Below are 18,394 nucleotides of genomic sequence, written 5' to 3'. Positions count from 1 at the left end.
CGCCCGGCTGGCCGGCTTTTCGGCGCCAGCGGGGCGGTCATCAACACATTATGGAATGAAAATATCATACCATGGGGTATGATGGAATATCCATAACGCCGGGCGGCGTTGCCTTCACCCGGTGAGCGTCTATTCTTGGGGCCACATAGGATTTTGGAGGGGCGATGACGGGGAGTGCCACCGTGCCGCGCACGGCCGAGGAACTGCGGGCCGCCATATTGGAACGCTACGACACCTTCAGCAAGCGGCTGCAGCAGATCGCACGCTTTGTCCTGGACCATCCGGACGATTTGGCGCTGGAAACCCTGGCCGTGGTGGCGGAACGCTCGGGCGTCCAGCCATCGGCCATCGTCCGCTTCGCCAAGGCGCTGGGCTATTCCGGCGCCATGCCCATGCAGCGCCTGCTGCGCGACGGCCTGCTGGCCAACCACACCGCCCTGGGCTATGGCGAGCGCGTGCGCCAGTTCAACGCCGCCCTGGACCACCAGGCGGGGGCCGGCGACGGCGGCGACCTGCTGGCGGAATTCGTGGAACGCGACACGCTGGCGCTGGAAAACCTGGGTCAGACCGTGACCAAGGCCGACCTCGCGCGCGCCGTGAAGCTGATCGACCAGGCGCAAACCCTGTATATCATGGGTTTCCGGCGCGCGTTCCCGGTGGCGTCATATTTGGCATATTCATTCCAACAGGTGGGCAAGCGCACCATCTTCGTCGATGGCGTGGGCGGCCTGACCAGCCAGCAGATGGGCGCGGTCGGGGAAACCGATCTGCTGATCGCCGTCAGCTACCACCCCTATGCCGAGGAAACGGTGCATGCCGTCGAGGCCGCCGCCGCCGCCGGCGCCAAGGTCCTGACCATCACCGACAGCCTGGTGAGCCCCATGGCCAAGATGGCGGTCCATGTCCTGCAGGTGCGCGAGTCCGAGGTGCGTGGCTTCCGCTCGCTGGCGGCCTCGCTGTGCCTGGCGCAAACCCTGGTGATCGGCCTGGCGTTTGAGCGCGAACGGGCCAGCGCCAGTGGCGTATCGCGGCCCCGCCGTCGGAAAGCCTGACCAGTTTGGCGATACGTTATTTACAAAAACCGGAAACGTGGAATATATGTTCCATTCTATCGGGCGCCGATCCGGCGCCCCCAAGGCTGGAACCGGCATGGCGTCTTCTGCGCAATCCCCCGTCCAAACCCATCCCAAGTCGCTGGATCTGATCGCCATCGGCCGATCCAGCGTCGACCTCTACGGCCAGCAGATCGGTGGCCGGCTGGAGGACATGGCGTCCTTCGCCAAATACCTGGGCGGCAGTCCCACCAATACCGCGTCCGGCGGCGCCCGCCTGGGCCTGCGCACGGGCCTTATCACCCGGGTGGGGGCGGACCATATGGGCCGCTTCATCCGGGAAGAGCTGGAGCGTGAAGGGGTTGACATCACCGGCGTCGTCTCTGACCCCGACCGCCTGACCGCGTTGGTGGTATTGGGCATCCGCGACCGCGAAAACTTCCCCTTGATCTTCTATCGCGAGAACTGCGCCGATATGGCGCTGGATGTGGGGGATCTGGACCGCGACTGGCTGCGCCACACTGGCGCGGTGCTGATCAACGGCACCCACCTGTCCCAGCCCCGGGCCTTCGCCGCCAGCGTGGCGGCGGCGCGGCTGGTGAAGGAAAACGGCGGCCGCGTCGTGTTCGACATCGACTACCGTCCGGTGCTGTGGGGCCTGGCCGGCCGCGACCGGGGCGAGGATCGCTTCGTCGCCCATGAGGGCGTCACCACCCGCCTGCGCGAGGTGCTGCCGCTGTGCGACCTGATCGTCGGCACGGAGGAGGAAATCCACATCCTCGGCGGCGTGACCGACACGCTGGCGGCGCTGGGCGCCATCCGCGCGCAGACCGACGCCCTCATCGTCTGCAAGCAGGGGGCGGGCGGCTGCACCGCCTTCCCCGGCGCCATTCCAGCCACCCTGGCAGAGGGCGTCGTGGTACCCGGCTTCCCGGTCGAGGTGTTCAACGTCCTGGGCGCCGGTGATGCCTTCATGGCGGGCTTCCTGCGCGGCTGGCTGCGCGATGAGCCGCTGGAGCGCTGCTGCGTCTGGGCTAACGCCTGCGGTGCCATCGTCGTGTCGCGCCACGGCTGCGCCCCCGCCATGCCCACTTGGCCGGAACTGGAATGGTTCCTGGCCCAGCCCAGCCTGCCCCACCGCCTGCGCGACAGCGCCGAGCTGGAACACATCCACTGGGCCACCACCCGGCGGCATCGCTATGACGAGCTGACGGTGCTGGCCGTGGACCACCGCAGCCAGTTCGAGGATCTGGTGGCGGAGCTGGGCGCTGATCCGGCCCGCATCCCGCTGTTCAAGGCTTTGGCCCTGCGGGCGGTGGAGACGGTGGCGGGCGGCGACGACCGCTTCGGCCTGCTGCTGGACGGCCGCTATGGCTTCGAGGCCTTGGCCAGTTCCGCCGACGACCCCTATTGGATCGGCCGCCCCATCGAGGAGCCCAAGTCCCGCCCGCTGGTGTTCGAAAGCTCCGCCGACGTGGCGACGGAACTGGCGGAATGGCCCCTGCACCATGTGGTCAAGTGCCTGGTCTTCTATCATCCGGACGACGCCGCCGACATGCGCGACCGGCAGGAGCGGCAGTTGCTGCGCCTGTTCGACGCCTGCCGCAAGACGCGACATGAACTGCTGCTCGAGATGATCGTGCCGGCCGGCCTGCCCGTCGACGCCATGACGGTGGCCCGCGGCATCCGCCGCCTGTACGCCTTGGGCATCAAGCCCGACTGGTGGAAGCTGGAGCCGGTGACCGACCCCGAAGCCTGGCGCAATATTGAAATGGCGGTGCTGGAAAACGACGCCTATTGCCGGGGTGTGGTTTTGCTGGGCCTCTCGGCGCCGGAGGAGGAACTTTTGGCCTCCTTCCAGGCGGCGGCCCCCTCGGGCATCGTCAAGGGCTTCGCCGTCGGGCGGACCATCTTCTATGATGTCGCGCGCGGCTGGCTTGCCAACCGGCTGGACGATGAACAGGTGGTGGCCATGATGGCGGGCAAGCTGAAGACCCTGGTGGACGCCTGGCGGCAGGCCCGCGCGTCTGTGGTCGAGGGGAAGGGCAAGTGACCACCGGGATCCTGCGCCTGACGGCGGCCCAGGCGACCGTGCGCTATCTGGCGGCGCAACGGGTCGAGGGGGCGGACGGGCAAGCGGTGCCCTACTTCGCCGGCTGCTGGGCCATCTTCGGCCATGGCAATGTGGCCGGGTTGGGCGAGGCCTTGCAGGCCAGCCAGGACACCCTGCCCACCTATCGCGCCCATAACGAGCAGGCCATGGCCCACGCCGCCATCGCCTTCGCCAAGCAGGCGCGCCGCCGGCGGGCCATGGTCTGCACCACCTCCATCGGGCCGGGCGCCACCAATATGGTGACGGCGGCCGCCCTGGCCCATGTCAACCGCCTGCCCGTGCTGTTCCTGCCGGGCGACGTCTATGCCGGCCGCCGGCCGGATCCGGTGCTGCAGCAGATCGAGGATTTCGGCGACGGCACCGTCTCGGCCAACGACTGTTTCCGGCCGGTCTCACGCTATTTCGACCGGCTGACGCGGCCCGAGCAGATCCTGGATGCCCTGCCCAAGGCCATGGCGGTCCTGACCGATCCGGCCGCCTGCGGCCCCGTCACCCTGGCCTTCTGCCAGGATGTGCAGGCCGAGGCCTGGAATTATCCGGAGGATTTCTTCGTCCCCCGCCTGTGGCGGTTCCGCCGCCCGCCGGCCGATCCCTTCGATCTGGCGGATCTGGTGGTGCGCATCCGTGCCGCGCGGCGGCCCTTGATCATCGCCGGCGGAGGCGTGCTGTACGCCGGCGCGGAAACCCTGCTGGCCGACCTGGCGGCGGCCACCGGCATCCCGGTGGCGGAGACGCAGGCGGGCAAGGGGGCGCTGCCTTGGGATCATCCGTCCAACCTGGGCGCCGTTGGCGTCACCGGCACCGGCGTCGCCAACGCGGCGGCGGCCGAGGCGGACCTGATCATCGGCATCGGCACGCGCCTGCAGGATTTCACCACCGGTTCCCGCGCCCTGTTCCGGGGGGCCGCGCGCACGCTGGTGCAGGTCAACGTCTCGGCCCACGACGCGGCCAAGCAGGGTGCCGTGGGCGTGGTGGGCGATGCCAGCGCCGTGCTGGCCGCCCTGGCGCCGCTGCTGGCCGGCTGGCGCGTTCCGGCGGATTGGACGCAGGTACTGGCGGCCCCGGCACTGGCCTGGGACCAGGCTTGGGAGGCGGCCATGGCGGCCCCGAAGGGGGACGCCATGGCCCTGCCCACGGACGCCCAGGTGCTGGGCGCCGTGTGGCGCCAGACGGCCGAGGACGCGGTGGTGGTCTGCGCCGCCGGCGGTTTGCCGGGGGAACTGCACAAACTGTGGCGGGTGCGGCGGCCCGGCGGCTACCACGTGGAATACGGCTATTCCTGCATGGGCTATGAGATCGCCGGCGGCCTGGGCGTGAAGATGGCGGAGCCGGGGCGCGACGTCCACGTCGTGGTCGGCGACGGCAGCTATCTCATGATGAATTCCGAGATCGCCACGGTCGCCATGCTGGGCCTGAAGCTGACCATCATCGTGTTGGACAACCGTGGCTACGGCTGCATCAACCGCCTGCAGCGGGCCACCGGCGGCGCGCCCTTCAACAATTTGCTGGCCGACGCGCGCCACGCAACCCTGCCGGCCATCGATTTCGCCGCCCACGCCGCCAGCCTGGGTGCCACGGCGCGCAAGGTGGCGGACATCGTCGGGCTGGAGGCGGCCCTGGCCGAAGCGCGATCAGGCACCGGCGTGCACGTCATCGTCATCGACACCGACCCGGCCGTGTCCACCGCCGCCGGCGGCGCCTGGTGGGACGTGGCCGTGCCCCAGGTGTCCGACCGCGCGGCCGTCCGCCAGGCCCGCGCGGCGTATGACGAGAAGACAAAAGACCAACGTTAGGGAGATCAGCCCCCATGTCTACCCGCTTAGGGTCCATCCGCTTCGGCGTCAGTCCCATCGCCTGGATCAACGACGACATGCCCGAGCTGGGCGGGGCGACGCCGGTGGAAACGGTGCTGGCCGACGCCCGCGCCATTGGGTTCAGCGGCATCGAGCTGGGTGGCAAGTTCCCCCGCGATCCGCGTGTGCTGAAGCCCCTGCTGGCCGGCCATGGGCTGGACCTGGTGGGGGGCTGGTACAGCGGCAACCTGCTGGCCCATGACGCGGCGGCCGAGATCGCCGCCCTGCAAGGGCACCTGGCCCTGCTGAAGGCCATGGGCAGCACCGTCTTCGTCCATGCCGAGACCAGCAACGCCATCCATGGCGACCGCGCCCGCCCGTTGGCGCAGACGCCCCGGCTGGACGCCGACGGGTGGGCCGTCTTCGGCCGGCGCCTGACCGAGGTCGCCGATCATATCGCCGGGCAGGGGGTGCGCTTCGCCTATCACCATCACCTGGGAACGGTGGTGGAGCGGCCGGATGATCTGGCCCAGTTCCTGGCCCATACCGGCCCGTCCGTCGGCCTGACGGTGGACACCGGCCATGCCGCCCTGGGCGGCATCGACGCGGTGGACGTCATCCGCGCCCATCCGGGCCGGGTCGCCCATGTCCATTGCAAGGACGTGCGCCAGCCGGTGTTCCAGGCCCTGTTGGACCGGGGCGGCAGCTTCCTGGACGGCGTGCTGGACGGCATGTTCACGGTGCCGGGCGACGGGCGTCTGGACTATGCCGCCGTTATGCGCGCCCTGGCCGACATCGGCTATAGCGGCTGGGTCATCATCGAGGCGGAACAGGATCCCGCCAAGGCCGACCCGCGCCAGTACGGCGAGATGGGCCTGCGCCACCTGCGGCAGGCGGCGGCGGGCGCCGGCCTGACGGTGGCGTCATGACCGCGTCGCCCTTGCTGGTGCGTTCCCAGGCGCCCGGCGCCGATGGCCGCGTGCTGGAGGTGACGCCGGAAAGCGCCGGCTGGACCCATGTCGGTTTCCGCCTGTATCGGCTGGCGCCGGGGCGGACCCTCGATGGGGTGGAGCTGGGGCGCGAGGCCTGCCTGGTGGTGCTGTCCGGCACGGCGCGGGTGACGGCGGGGGGCCAGGACCTGGGCCCCGTAGGCGGCCGCGCCAGCGTTTTCGAGGACAAGGCGCCCGGCGCGGTCTATGTGCCGGCGGGCCAGCCCTATGGTGTGATGGCGACGGACGCCGTCGAGCTGGCGGTCTGCACCGCGCCGGGCCGGGCCGGTGCCCAGGCCCGCGTCATCGCCGCGGATGAGATGCCGCGCGAGATGCGGGGCCAGGGCACGAACACCCGCCATGTCCGCAACATCCTGCCGGAGGGCAAGCCGGCCGACAGCCTGCTGGTGGTGGAGGTCATCACCCCGGGCGGCCACTGGTCCAGTTATCCGCCGCACAAGCACGACACGGCCGAGACGGGGCAGGAGACGGCGCTGGAGGAAACCTACTATCACCGCCTGAACCCGCCCCAGGGCTTCGCTTTCCAGCGTGTGTATACCGACGATCGCAGCCTGGATGAGACCATCTGCGTGCAGGACGGCGACGTGGTCATGGTCCCCCGGGGCTATCACCCCGTGGGCGCGCCGCACGGCTATGACCTCTATTACCTCAACGTGATGGCGGGGCCGGAGCGGCGCTGGATATTCCGCAACGATCCGGCGCACGATTGGATCATGCGCCGCTGAGGCTGATTGTCCTCGCCAACTTTATCTATTTTATCTATTTTAGATAAAGAGGAGCGGAGGCCATGAAAATCACATCCAGCGAATTCCAGCAGCATGTCGGGCGCTACCAGGATGCCGCGCAACAGGCTCCGGTGGCGATCACCAAGAATGGCCGTACCCATACGGTGCCGGTGTCGGCGGCGTTCTTTGAGATATTGATGAAGGGGCGGGTTGCCCGCAAGGTCGAGGACCTGGATGTGGACACCCTCAAGGCCATCGCCGACAGCACCGTGCCCGCCGAATTCGATCATCTCGACAAGCTTCTTGAAGACTGACCTTCATGAGCCTACCGACGCCGCGGCCGGGCCTCGTGATTTCCTACGCGTATCTATGGGAGCGGGAACACCGCCAGGGCGCGGAAGATGGCCGGAAAGACCGGCCCTGCGCCATCGTCGCCGCCCGCCAGATCGTTGCGGGGCGGGAGGTAGTCACTGTCGTGCCGGTGACACATACACCGTCGAATGATCTTGCCGAAAACCAGCCCGCTTCGAGTACGGAATGCTGCCGCCTAAGTTCTTCGCGCTGGTTCGCGACAGGATCCTGCATGCACATCTCCTCCGCACGCTCACGAGGGTGAAGCGGACGGAGTAGGGTGGCTGGAACCCAGCTCCGGCCGCCCGCTTCCATTCCATCACTGAAGGTCCAGGCGGATCACCCGGTCCCAACCGTCCATAGCCTCGCCTGTCGCGGCCGGCAGGGTCAGTTCCAGACCGTCCGGCCGGGTCTGCACCGGCACGGCGCTGCCGTCGCGCAGCAGGGTCGCCTTGCGCACGGCCTGGGTCAGCGGCAGGAACAGGGGCCCATCCTTCCAGTCCAGGACGTGGACATAGACCCGGCCCGGTGCCTGGGTGGTGACGCCCCAGGGGCGTGGCGCCACGGGGCCGCCCCGGGTCTGGTAGACGCTCTCACCATAGCGCTTCAGCCATTGTCCCATGTCCTTCAGGGTCTGGACGTTCTCCGGCTGCAGCTCGCCATTGGGCATGGGACCCGTGTTCAGCAGGAAGTTGGCGTTGCGGCCGGCGGCGCCCACCAGGCTGCGGATCAGGGTCGCGGTCGACTTGTACTGGTCGTCGATCATGTTGAAGCCCCAGGAGCCGTTCATGGTCTCGGCCATTTCCAGGGGTAGGGCGCTGACGCCGGCTGTGTTGAAACCCATGCTGTTCTCGCCCGGCAGGTCGCGCTCGAACATCTGGAAGTCTTCGCCGGGGAAGGGCGCCTGGTGGTGGTTGTTGCCAATCAGGGCGGCCGGCTGCAGGCCGTGGATCAGGCGGTAGGTCTCATCCAGGCGCCAGCGGTCGCGCATGGCCGTGTCCTTCTGGTCCCACCAACCGTCGAACCAGATGCCGCCGATGGGCCCATAGTAGGTCAGCAGCTCACGCAGCTGCGCCTGCTCGAAATCAATGTAGCGGTCCCAGTCGCCGCCGGCCGGCCGCTCCGAGGCATGCCCTGTCGTTCCTTGGGGGAAATAGTCGGGATGGTGCCAATCCAGCTGCGAGTAATAGAAGAACAGCTTCAGCCCGGCCTTGCGGCAGGCGGCGGCCAGTTCGGCCAGCGGGTCGCGATGGAAGGGGGTGGCGTCGACGACGTTGTAGGGGCTGGCCTTGCTGGCGAACATGGCGAAGCCCTCATGGTGCTTCGACGTGATGACGACGTAGCGGGCGCCCGCCGCCTTGAAGGTCTGCGCCCAGGCGTCGGCGTCGAAGGCCGTGGGGTTGAAGAAGCGGGCCAGGCGTTCGTAGTGGCGGGCGGGGATCTGGTTCTCATCCATGATCCATTCGGCGATGCCCATCTTGCCGGCGCCGCCCAGTTCGCTATACAGGCCCCAGTGCAGGAAGACGCCGAACCGGGCATCCTGGAACCACTGCCGCGCGGCCAGGTTCTCCGCCGTCGGCGTATAGGCCTGGGCCGCAGCCGGCGGCGCGGTGTCCGCCCTGGCCCCAACGCCGAGCGCCATGAGCGTGGCGAGGGCGGTGCCGGCCAGGATGGTGGCGAGGCGGTGGCGGATGACGGCCATGGCTGCGGCTTTCCCTGTCATGTGGCGGGTTTGTTTCGATAAATATATTCCCATTTATCAAAAGATGGAAATTATTTTCCATACGATTGCCGCGATGACGGCCCTCGCGAGTCGGAAAAGCAGCGGGGTCCTGCGCGCCGCCTGAAACCAAATGAGTGCATCCTAAGGGTTTCCTCTGGTCTGAGGCTATGCATCGGCAAGTGGCGTCGCTGCCGCGGAAGGGTAGGGAAAGCGCTCTTTTCGCACCCCTGTGAAACAGCACCTTGCGGCATGCTCGTTCTGCTGCGCGATGCGGCCGTATGTCTTGTCCCGGCAATGCAAGCGATTCCAATATCTTCGCCGGCGGCCCCTTCTATCTTCCTGAACTTTGGTTCCATGTAGGAAGGGGATTAGAATGGAATTTTTAGATCAAAAATAAGAAAAATGGAAAAAATGAATTGACTTGGCCCCCGGCCAGGCGTTCCTCTGTAGGTAGAACGGCGTGCTGAACCACCCATTCCCCAGGGACCGATGCCCCGGGGAAACCAGCCGCCGCTCCACTAAAATCGGGGAGCAAGACATGGGCCTGGGCAAATTCAGGGCTGGCCTTCTGGCGGGATCGACGGTAATGGCGTTCTCGCTGCCGGCCATGGCAGGTAGCATCACTGGCACGATCGTGGACCCGGGCACGGGTAAGCCGCTCGCCGCCACGGCCATCACCATTCCCGGTACTGGCTATTCCACCGCCTCGGGCGAGGACGGGACCTTCACCTTGGCCAATGTGCCTGAGGGCACCTACACGGTGACGGCCTCGCGGGCCGGCCTGCATACCAGCTCGACCCGCGTGACCGTACCCAAGGACGGCACGGTGACCGTCAGCTTCGAGGCCTATACCGCGGCGCTGCAAGAGATCATCGTCGCCGCCAACCGCTACCAGGCCTCCAGCCTGCAGATGAACGCCAGCAACACCGTCGACGTCATGTCGGCGGCGGACCTGGAGCACACGGCGGTGCACAACGTGGCCGAGGCGCTGGGCCTGCTGCCCGGCGTGAACGTCATGAGCCAGGGACAGTCCTTCGTGGGCGGTATCGGGGCCGCCTCACGCGGCGAAGGCATGTTCACTTCCATCCGCGGCCTGAACGGCGAATACAACGTCAACCTGATCAACGGCGCCAACGTCGCCCAGGGCATGCCCTACAGCCGCGAGGTGCAGCTGAGCCTGCTGCCGCCGTCCGGCCTGAACACCATCGTCGTCAACAAGACGTCCAAGGCCGACATGGACGGCGACGCCATCGGCGGCACCGTCGATTTCCGTACGCCCACGGCCTTCGATTACAGCGAACCGCTGATGTTCAGCTTCACCGCCAGCGGCCGGCTGGAAACGCGGGCGCAGGATTACAAGAAGGACAGCCTGGGCTACGGCCTTGCGGGCGAGGGGGCGGGCAAGTTCGGCCGCGATAACCAGTTCGGCGTCTATGTCAGCGCCTATTACGACATCCGCCACTACGCCAACAGCGAGATGGGCGCGGTGGCGGAAACCACCTGCTGCGACAACGCCTGGGCCTTCGCCGTGGCCAATGCCGACGGCACCAATCCCAGCAACCTGAACCCGGCCAAGAATCTGGAGACCACCGGCTTCAACGTCGGCGTCTCGACCGGCTTCACCAAGCGCTACGGCGGCAACTTCTCGGCGGACTGGCAGCCGGACGAGACCGCCAGCGCCTACTTCCGCCTGAGCTACGCGGTCGCGGAGACGCAGCAGAACAGCAATTTGAGCCAGCTGGTCGGCATGAATGTCACCTATGACCAGATCGGCAGCACGGCCCTGTACCATCCCAACATTCAGTACCTGTCCACCCGCTTCTGGTATGAAACCAACCCTGAATATTCCGACTTGGCGACAGCCCAGCTGGGCGGTGAAAAGAAGTGGGGCAATTGGACCTTCAGCCCCAATGTCTTCATGAGTTGGGGTGATAACGACCGGCCCGACCACATCGAGATTTCCACCCGTTCCGTCCAGAACGGCGGCAACGGCTTCGCCTACGGCAACAACACCCTGGCGACTTACGTGAATGACTTCCCCTACCCGCTCGTCGGGTCGGATGTCATCGCGCAGCTCGGCAACGTCGCCAGCCTGCCGGCCCGCGACCGGGGCGAGATCACCGCACAGCTCAGTGGCCAAGTGAAGGGTGGCGGCAAGTTCGATACACGCTACGACGTCAACGCCGGCCCGCTGGAGTTCATCAAGTTCGGCGCGAAATATCAGGTCAGCGAGCGGCAGGTGACCAACCGCGACTGGTACAACGGCAACTTCGATGACGGCCGCACTTTTGGTTCGCTCGGCATCATCAGCGGCAACTACTCCTCGGTTTATCCGGGCATCTACAACTGGTCGGTGCCCATCATCAACCAAGCGGCACTGTTCCGCCTCTACAATACCTATGCCTATCCGGGGAATCTGGACAGCTGCAGCAGCCTGTACATCAACAATTGGAACTGCAACACGCAGAAGGGTACCGAGGCGGTTTCAGCGGCCTACGTCATGGCCAACCTGAAATTCAACGATCTGGAAATCGTCCCTGGTTTCCGCTTCGAGCACACCTCCATCCACAACACCTTCTGGGTGACGCCGCACGATGCCGACGGCAATGAGCTGGCCGGCCACTGGGGCTATAACTCCACCCACTACAACGAACCTCTGCCCAGCATCTTCGCCAACTACCGGCCCGACGACAATTCGGTCTACCGCGCGGCCATCTGGACCAGCTACACCCGCCCGCCCTTCGTGCAGCTGGGCGGCGGGTCGCAGACCAGCATCTCCAACGGTGTCACCACCATCACCGAGGGCAACCCCAACCTGAAGGCCATCACCGCCGTCAATTACGACGTCTCCGGCCAGTGGGACAGCGGCCACGGCGGCACCCTGGTGGTGGCGGGCTACGCCAAGCAGTTGTCCAACTACATCTATGACAACGGCAGCACCTACAGCAATCCGGCGGTGGCAAACAGCGGTTCGGTGATCTTCCACCACCCCACCAACGGCGGCGACGGCCAAGTCTATGGCATCGAACTTTCCGCCCGACAGAAATTCCAGGACATGCCGGCCCCGTTCGACGGCTTCGGCATCGGCGCCAACCTCACCCGGCAATGGACCTCGGTCGATACCAAGGCGCCGGGTCTGGACCCCAACGAGCGCATTCAAAACGCCCCGGAATGGATGGCCAATATCGAGGCCTTCTATGAAAAGGACGGTTTCACCCTGGACCTGATCTACCATTACACCGGCGCCTATGTGACCCAGTATGATTACCTGGGCCTGGGCGGCAGCTGGGATGATCTGTGGATCCGACCGGTGCAGCGGGTGGACCTTCATGCCGGCTACGATTTCGGCTATGGCGTCCGGGCCGACGTTTCGGTGTCGAACCTGTTCGACGATATTTCCTACTGGTCGCATATCGGCAAGGAGAGCCTGGCGATTTCCGATATCGTGGATACCGGGCGCACCATCCTGCTCAGCATGAAGTACAGTTACTGATCCAAATCCAGGACGGAAGGTCCCGGTGGCGATCACCAGGACCTTTCCCTATTCTGCCGAGGTGAGGCCGGCGGAACCGGCCCGTCCTTTTACGGGCCCCAGACATGGGACGTGGATGCCTAACCGCCGAGATGTGTTGACTATGGCCGTGGCCGGCGTGGGCATGGGCCTGTCGGGCCCGCTTCGCGCCGCCGGCGCGCCCTCCCTGGCCGGCCGGCGCCCCGCACCCGCCGCCCGGGGCTGCGCGAGCCCGGCGGTGGAGGCGGTGATACGGGATGCCCGCGCCGCCATCGCCGACCCGGAACTCTACTGGCTGTTCCAGAACTGCTATCCCAATACGCTGGACACCACGGTGTCCCTGGGCACCCTGGATGGCGGACCCGACGCCTTCGTCATTACCGGCGACATCCCCTGCCTGTGGCTGCGCGACAGTTCCGCCCAGGTGTGGCCCTACCTGCCACTGGCGCGGCGGGACGCGGCCCTGCGCCACCTCTACCAGGGGCTGATCCGCCGCCAGGCGCGCTGCATCCTGATCGATCCCTACGCCAACGCCTTCAGCCGCGACACCGACGCCGCCACGCCCTTGAGCTGGGCCAAGGAGGACATGACGGAGATGAAGCCTGGGGTGGCCGAGCGGAAGTGGGAGGTGGACAGCCTGTGCCACGTCATCCGCCTGTCCCACGGCTATTGGCGGGCGACGGGTGACATCGTCCCCTTCGACGCCGCCTGGCGCCAAGCCATGGCCCAGGTGGTGCGCACCTTCCGTGAGCAGCAGCGGCTGGACGGCCCCGGGCCCTACCGCTTCCAGCGCGCCAGCGAGACGCCCAGCGACACGCTGCCGCTGGACGGCTACGGCGCGCCCACGGCCAAGGTCGGGCTGATCCATTCCATGTTCCGGCCCTCGGACGACGCCTGCGTGCTGCCTTTCCTCGTCCCCGCCAACCTGTTCGCCGTGGCCAGCCTGCGCCAGCTGGCCGACATGGCGCAGGCCATCCATGGCGACGCCGCCCTGGCCAACGCCTGCCATAGCCTTGCCGACACCGTGGCGACGGCCTTGGCGCGGCATGGCCGCATGACGGACGGGGAAGGCCAAGACGTATGGGCCTATGAGGTCGACGGCTACGGCAACGCCCTGTTCCTGGACGACGCCAACGTGCCCAGCCTGCTGGGCCTGCCCTACCTTGGCTGCTGCGACGCTGGGGACCCGTTGTACCGCCGCACCCGGCAACGGGTGCTCAGCGGCCGCAACCCCTATTTCTTCCGGGGCCGCGCGGCGGAGGGTGTGGGCGGGCCGCATGTGGGGTTGGGCATGATCTGGCCCATGTCCCTGATCGTGCGTGCCCTGACCAGCGACGACGACGCGGAAATCCACCAGTGCCTGCTGTGGCTGAAGGGTACGCACGCCGGCACCGGCTTCATGCACGAAGCCTTCGGCCAGGACGATCCCGGCCATTTCACCCGACCCTGGTTCGCCTGGGCCAACAGCCTGTTCGGCGAACTGATCCTGAACCTGATGGCGCGCAAGCCGGCGCTGCTGCGCCAACCTTTGACCTGAGCCGGCGTTGACGGAGGGCTTTTTCCATGATGACACGGCGTGACCTGCTGGGCGGTGTGGCCGCCACGGCCCTGGTGCCGCTGGCGGGTGGTGTCGGCGTTGCGTTCGCCGGCACAGGGCCGAAAGCCGGCGCGGGCTTCTGCCGCCATGTCGATCCCTTCATCGGCACCGGCGGCCATGGCCACACCTATCCCGGCGCCACCGTGCCCTTCGGCATGGTGCAGCTGAGCCCCGACACCAACACCGCCGGCTGGGACGCGTGCTCCGGCTATCACATCCAGGATCGCAGCCTTCTGGGCTTCTCCCACACCCATCTCAGCGGCACCGGCGTGGGTGACATGCTGGACGTGCTGGTGGTGCCCCGGGTGGGGCCTGTGCGCCTGGACCCCGGCACGCTGGAGGGCCCGGATGAAGGGTACCGCGCCCGCTTCGACCATGCCGATGAGCAGGCGACGCCGGGCTATTACCGGGTGCGGCTGAAGGACAGCGGCATCGACGCGGAGTTGACGGCCACGGCGCGGGCGGGCCTGCACCGTTACCGCTTCCCCGACGCGGCCGGGGCGCACCTGCTGATCGACTTCGCCCACGGTTTCCAGGACCCCGCCGGCTCCGTCACCCGCATCACCGGCGCCTCGCTGCGCCTAATGGGCAAGGACACGCTGGTGGGCGGCCGTCATGTCCATCAATGGGGGCAGGGGCGGGTCATCTACTTCGCGATGAAGCTGTCGCGCCCCTTCGCCGGCGCGCGGTTCTACAGCAACGACCATGCCATGCCGGAGGGCGCGCAGGCGGTGGAGGGGGCGGCGCTGAAGTGCGTGCTGGACCTGCCGGACGCCCACGGCGGCCCGCTGCTGGTCAAGGTGGGCCTGTCGGCCGTGGACATCGACGGCGCCCTGCGCAACCTGGACACCGAAATTCCGGGCTGGGACTTCGACGGCGTGCGGGCGGCGGCGACCGCGGCGTGGGAGGCGGAGCTGGGCCGCCTGGCGGTCACCAAGGGGGGTGATGCCGCCGACCTCACCATTTTCTACACCGCCCTCTACCATGCCCTGCTGGCGCCCACGCTGTTCAGCGACGTGGATGGCCGCTACCGCGCCATGGACAGCACGGTGCGCCAGTTGCCGGCGGGGGCCAACAACTACTCCACATATTCGCTGTGGGACACCTATCGCGCCCTGCATCCGCTGTTCACCCTGGCCCAACCGCCCGGCCGCGTGGGCGACATCGTCGGTGGGCTGGTGCGCATGGCGGAGGAAAGCCCCGCCGGCCCGCCCGTCTGGCCCCTGCAGGGCACCGAGACGGGCTGCATGATCGGCTGGCACTCGGCGGTGGTGGTGGCCGAGGCGGCAGCCAAGAACATACCCGGCGTTGATTACAAGGCGGCCTGGCCCATTTTCCGCAAGCAGGCGTTCCAGGGCCAGACCAGCGGCCTGCCGGAATACCGGCGCCTGGGCTATATCCCCAGCGACACGGTGGAAGAGGCGGTCAGCAAGACGCTGGAATACGCCTATGACGACTGGGCCATCGCCCGCCTGGGCGATGCGGTGGGCGCGGCGGACGACGCCAAGGCCCTGCGCCAGCGCTCGCTGAACTATCGCAACCTGTTCGACCGCGACATGACCTTCATGCGCCCGCGCTTCACCGACGGCAGCTGGGCCCAGCCCTTCGACCCGCGCGGCATGGGCCATAGCCGCAAGTGGCGCGACTTCACGGAAAGCAACGCCTGGCAGGCCACCTTCCTGAACCAGCATGACATCTATGGCTATATGGAGATGTTCGGCGGACCGGCGGCGTTCGAGCGCAAGCTGGATGAGCTGTTCACCACCAGCTCCGAGCTGCCGGACGACGCGCCGCCGGACATCGCGGGCCTGGTGGGCCAGTACGCCCATGGCAATGAGCCCAGCCACCACATCGCCTATCTCTACGCCTACGCCGGTGCCCACCATAAGACCCAGGCGCGTGTGCGTAGCCTGCTGAAGACCATGTACCGGGCGGATCCCGACGGCCTGGCCGGCAATGAGGATTGCGGTCAGATGAGCGCCTGGTACCTGATGAGCGCGCTGGGCCTGTACGCCGTCGATCCCGTTACCCCCCTCTACGTCTTCGGCTCCCCCCTGTTCGACCGGGTGGAGGTGACGGTGGGCGAGGGGCGGACCCTGACCATCGAGGCCGCCGGCAACGCCCCGGACAGTCCCTACATCCAGTCGGTCACCTGGCAGGGCAAGCCTTACAGCCGCACCTGGATCCGCCATGCCGATCTGGTGCAGGGCGGCCGCCTGATCTTCACCATGGGACCCAAGCCCAACCCCGGCTTCGGTGCCGCGGCGGAGGACCGGCCGCCGTCCTTCACCGCCACGCGGGTTTAGGTCTTTAAACGCTTCCGCAGGCATGGCATCATTAATTTAATTCAGTTTCATTAATGATAAGCCATGCCGGGGAGCCTGCCGATGTCCCGCCCGTTCCTGCCGTCGCGCCGTGCTGTCCTGGCGACCGGTGCCGCCTCCAGCGCGCTTTCCCTGCTGGGCGCCTCGGCGGGGCAGGTGCCGGCGCCTCAACCCTGGGGGGCGGTGCCGACGGCACGGCAGTTGGCCTGGCATGAAATGGCGGCCTACGCCTTCGTCCATTTCAGCATCAACACCTTCACCGACCGGGAATGGGGCTATGGCGATGAATCGCCGGCCCTGTTCAACCCCACGGACTTCAGCGCCGATCAGATCGCCGGGGCCGCCAAGGCGGCGGGCTTGACGGGCCTGATCCTGACCGCCAAGCACCATGACGGCTTCTGCCTCTGGCGCACGCGGTATACCGAGCACTGCATCCGCAACAGCCCCTACAAGAACGGGCAGGGCGACATCGTGGGGGAGATGGCGGCCGCCTGCCGCCGGGCCGGCCTGCGGTTCGGCCTCTACCTTTCCCCCTGGGATCGCAACCACGCGGACTATGGCCGGCCCGCCTACATCACCTATTACCGCAACCAGCTGCGGGAGCTGCTGACGGGCTACGGTCCCCTGTTCGAGATGTGGTTCGACGGCGCCAACGGGGGCGACGGCTTTTACGGCGGGGCGCGGGAGAAGCGCTCCATCGACGCCGAAAGCTATTACGACTGGACCAACACCTGGGCCCTGGTACGGCAATACCAACCGGACGCCGTCATCTGGGGCAATTGGGGCCGCGACGCCCATGGGCCTTGGGGCGCCGATGCGCGCTGGGTTGGCAATGAGGAAGGGTACGCTGGCGACCCCTGCCGCGCCACGGTGGGCGACGCCCCCTACACCCAGGAGATTGGGGAGCGTGGCGTGCGCGGGGGGACGCACTGGCGCCCGGCGGAAGTGGACGTTTCCCTGCGGCCCGGCTGGTTCTGGCATGCGCGCGAGGATGCCGACGTGAAGTCGGTGGGGCGCCTGACGCGGATCTATTTTGAGTCCGTCGGCCGGGGCGCCAACCTGATCCTGAACCTGCCCCCGGACCGGCGCGGCCGCATCCCGGACCATGACGCGGCTGTGCTGAAGGGCTGGGGCGACGTGCTGCGCGAGACCTTTGGCACCGATCTGGCCCAGGGAGCCACGGTCCAGGCCAACGCCGTGCGCGGGCCCGGCTTCGACCCCGGCAACGTCCTGGACGGGCGGCCGGACAGCTATTGGGCGCCGCCGGATGCGGCCCACGTTGCCGACCTGACACTGGAATGGCCCCAGGCGCGTAGCTTCAACGTCGTGCGCCTGCGCGAATATTTGCCGTTGGGCCAGCGGATTGGGGCCTTCACGCTGGAGGTTTGGGACGACGGTCCGGGCAGCTGGGTGGAACTCGCCCGCCACACCGCCATCGGCAGCCAGCGCCTGGTGCGTCTGACCGCCCCGGTCGCCACCACCCGCCTGCGCCTGCGCATCCTGGACGCGGACGCTTGCCCGGCCCTTCGCGAGGTGGCGTTGTTCCGCCTGCCCGACCTGGTGGAGGAGCCGGGCATCCGCCGCGACCGCCGCGGCCTGGTCGTGCTATCCAGCGACATTCCGGGCGCCACCCTGCACTACACCACCGATGGCGAGGTTCCGACCCTGCGCTCCCCCCTCTACCAGGACCCCTTCCCCTTGCCGGACGGGGGTGTCGTCCAGGCCATCTGCCACCTGCCACGCACCGGTGCCAGCAGTGGCGTGGCCATGCGCCGGTTCGACGTATCCAAGGCGGACTGGCGGGTGGTGTCGGCCACGGCGCCGGGGGCAGAGGCGCTCATCGATGAGGACCCCGGCAGCCTGTGGGTCACCGCCGGGCGGGCCTTGCCCCATGAGGTCGTGGTGGATTTGGGGGCCATGCGCCCGCTGAAGGGCCTCACCCTGCTGCCGGCGGGCCAACGTCCCCCGGGGGTGGGCGCGCCGGGCGACTACCGCTTCCAGGTCAGCGCCGACGGCAAGACCTGGGGGCCGGCGGCGGTTGGGGAGTTCGCCAACATCGCCGCCAACACGGGTGAGCAGCGCGTGATGTTGCCCGAGGTGCGCACCGGTCGCTTCCTGCGGTTGGAAATTACCCGCGCCGCGGGGGGCGAGGGCCAGGTGGCCTTCGCCGAACTGGGTATCGTGACCCGCTGATG

At 67.5% G+C, this 18,394-nt stretch carries 12 protein-coding genes; 11 read left to right on the top strand and 1 reads right to left on the bottom strand.

Translation table 11 applies throughout. The annotated features are described in order from the left end of the window. Window positions 1-164 precede the first annotated feature (164 nt). The 6 genes from FBZ89_RS24020 to FBZ89_RS23995 all read left to right on the top strand — a co-directional run bounded on the left by FBZ89_RS24020 (window position 165) and on the right by FBZ89_RS23995 (window position 7,007). A complete protein-coding gene (locus tag FBZ89_RS24020) occupies window positions 165-1,052 on the top strand; it encodes a MurR/RpiR family transcriptional regulator (RefSeq protein ID WP_145752863.1) in 888 nt (295 codons plus the stop codon). A 97-nt stretch (window positions 1,053-1,149) separates the two neighbouring features. Continuing rightward, window positions 1,150-3,105 (top strand): bifunctional 5-dehydro-2-deoxygluconokinase/5-dehydro-2-deoxyphosphogluconate aldolase, encoded by a 1,956-nt coding sequence (locus FBZ89_RS24015; RefSeq protein ID WP_145752862.1) that lies wholly within the window; start codon window positions 1,150-1,152, stop codon window positions 3,103-3,105. Beyond that, a complete protein-coding gene (gene iolD, locus FBZ89_RS24010) occupies window positions 3,102-4,958 on the top strand; it encodes a 3D-(3,5/4)-trihydroxycyclohexane-1,2-dione acylhydrolase (decyclizing) (RefSeq protein ID WP_246172519.1) in 1,857 nt (618 codons plus the stop codon). The genes FBZ89_RS24015 and iolD overlap by 4 nt, the downstream gene beginning before the upstream one ends. 14 nt (window positions 4,959-4,972) lie before the next feature. Beyond that, a complete protein-coding gene (gene iolE, locus FBZ89_RS24005; RefSeq protein WP_145752861.1) occupies window positions 4,973-5,887 on the top strand; it encodes a myo-inosose-2 dehydratase in 915 nt (304 codons plus the stop codon). After that, window positions 5,884-6,693: a 5-deoxy-glucuronate isomerase gene (gene iolB, locus FBZ89_RS24000; RefSeq protein ID WP_145752859.1), complete on the top strand. Its 810-nt coding sequence runs from the start codon at window positions 5,884-5,886 to the stop codon at window positions 6,691-6,693. Before iolE ends, iolB begins: the two co-directional genes overlap by 4 nt. Before the next feature lie 62 nt (window positions 6,694-6,755). After that, window positions 6,756-7,007 carry a type II toxin-antitoxin system Phd/YefM family antitoxin gene (locus FBZ89_RS23995; RefSeq protein WP_145752857.1) on the top strand — a complete coding sequence of 84 codons (252 nt, stop codon included), beginning with the start codon at window positions 6,756-6,758 and terminating at the stop codon, window positions 7,005-7,007. A 356-nt stretch (window positions 7,008-7,363) separates the two neighbouring features. Here the strand turns inward: FBZ89_RS23995 and FBZ89_RS23985 are convergent, their stop codons facing one another. Then, window positions 7,364-8,746, bottom strand: coding sequence for an alpha-L-fucosidase (locus FBZ89_RS23985; protein ID WP_246172517.1), 1,383 nt, complete (start codon window positions 8,744-8,746; stop codon window positions 7,364-7,366). Here FBZ89_RS23985 and FBZ89_RS30990 point away from each other — a divergent pair. From FBZ89_RS30990 to FBZ89_RS23965, 5 genes are all read left to right on the top strand, one after another. Continuing rightward, window positions 8,745-8,891 (top strand): hypothetical protein, encoded by a 147-nt coding sequence (locus tag FBZ89_RS30990; RefSeq protein WP_186457542.1) that lies wholly within the window; start codon window positions 8,745-8,747, stop codon window positions 8,889-8,891. The genes FBZ89_RS23985 and FBZ89_RS30990 overlap by 2 nt on opposite strands. 462 nt (window positions 8,892-9,353) lie before the next feature. Continuing rightward, entirely contained in the window at window positions 9,354-12,260 is a 2,907-nt protein-coding gene (locus FBZ89_RS23980) for a TonB-dependent receptor (protein WP_145752855.1), read from the top strand. A gap of 115 nt (window positions 12,261-12,375) precedes the next feature. Further along, window positions 12,376-13,815, top strand: a complete 1,440-nt coding sequence (locus FBZ89_RS23975) for a glycoside hydrolase family 125 protein (protein WP_186457541.1) — start codon at window positions 12,376-12,378, stop codon at window positions 13,813-13,815. Between the two features lie 26 nt (window positions 13,816-13,841). Beyond that, entirely contained in the window at window positions 13,842-16,181 is a 2,340-nt protein-coding gene (locus tag FBZ89_RS23970) for a GH92 family glycosyl hydrolase (protein WP_145752853.1), read from the top strand. A gap of 81 nt (window positions 16,182-16,262) precedes the next feature. Beyond that, window positions 16,263-18,392, top strand: coding sequence for an alpha-L-fucosidase (locus FBZ89_RS23965; protein WP_246172515.1), 2,130 nt, complete (start codon window positions 16,263-16,265; stop codon window positions 18,390-18,392). The last annotated feature ends 2 nt before the right edge of the window (window positions 18,393-18,394 follow it).

It is taken from the genome of Nitrospirillum amazonense, assembly GCF_007828045.1.
Classification (GTDB): Bacteria; Pseudomonadota; Alphaproteobacteria; order Azospirillales; family Azospirillaceae; genus Nitrospirillum; species Nitrospirillum amazonense_C.
Note: the sequence above shows the minus strand (reverse complement) of the source record. Positions and strands in the feature narration are given on the sequence as shown.

Excerpts from the sequence above, each read along its gene's own strand:
- FBZ89_RS23985 (WP_246172517.1), bottom strand. The coding sequence starts at position 8,746 with ATGGCCGTCATCCGCCACCGCCTCGCCACCATCCTGGCCGGCACCGCC.
- FBZ89_RS24020 (WP_145752863.1), top strand. The coding sequence starts at position 165 with ATGACGGGGAGTGCCACCGTGCCGCGCACGGCCGAGGAACTGCGGGCC.
- FBZ89_RS23975 (WP_186457541.1), top strand. The coding sequence starts at position 12,376 with ATGCCTAACCGCCGAGATGTGTTGACTATGGCCGTGGCCGGCGTGGGC.
- FBZ89_RS23965 (WP_246172515.1), top strand. The coding sequence starts at position 16,263 with ATGTCCCGCCCGTTCCTGCCGTCGCGCCGTGCTGTCCTGGCGACCGGT.
- iolB (WP_145752859.1), top strand. The coding sequence starts at position 5,884 with ATGACCGCGTCGCCCTTGCTGGTGCGTTCCCAGGCGCCCGGCGCCGAT.
- FBZ89_RS23970 (WP_145752853.1), top strand. The coding sequence starts at position 13,842 with ATGATGACACGGCGTGACCTGCTGGGCGGTGTGGCCGCCACGGCCCTG.
- iolE (WP_145752861.1), top strand. The coding sequence starts at position 4,973 with ATGTCTACCCGCTTAGGGTCCATCCGCTTCGGCGTCAGTCCCATCGCC.
- FBZ89_RS23995 (WP_145752857.1), top strand. The coding sequence starts at position 6,756 with ATGAAAATCACATCCAGCGAATTCCAGCAGCATGTCGGGCGCTACCAG.
- FBZ89_RS23980 (WP_145752855.1), top strand. The coding sequence starts at position 9,354 with ATGGCGTTCTCGCTGCCGGCCATGGCAGGTAGCATCACTGGCACGATC.
- FBZ89_RS30990 (WP_186457542.1), top strand. The coding sequence starts at position 8,745 with ATGGCTGCGGCTTTCCCTGTCATGTGGCGGGTTTGTTTCGATAAATAT.
- FBZ89_RS24015 (WP_145752862.1), top strand. The coding sequence starts at position 1,150 with ATGGCGTCTTCTGCGCAATCCCCCGTCCAAACCCATCCCAAGTCGCTG.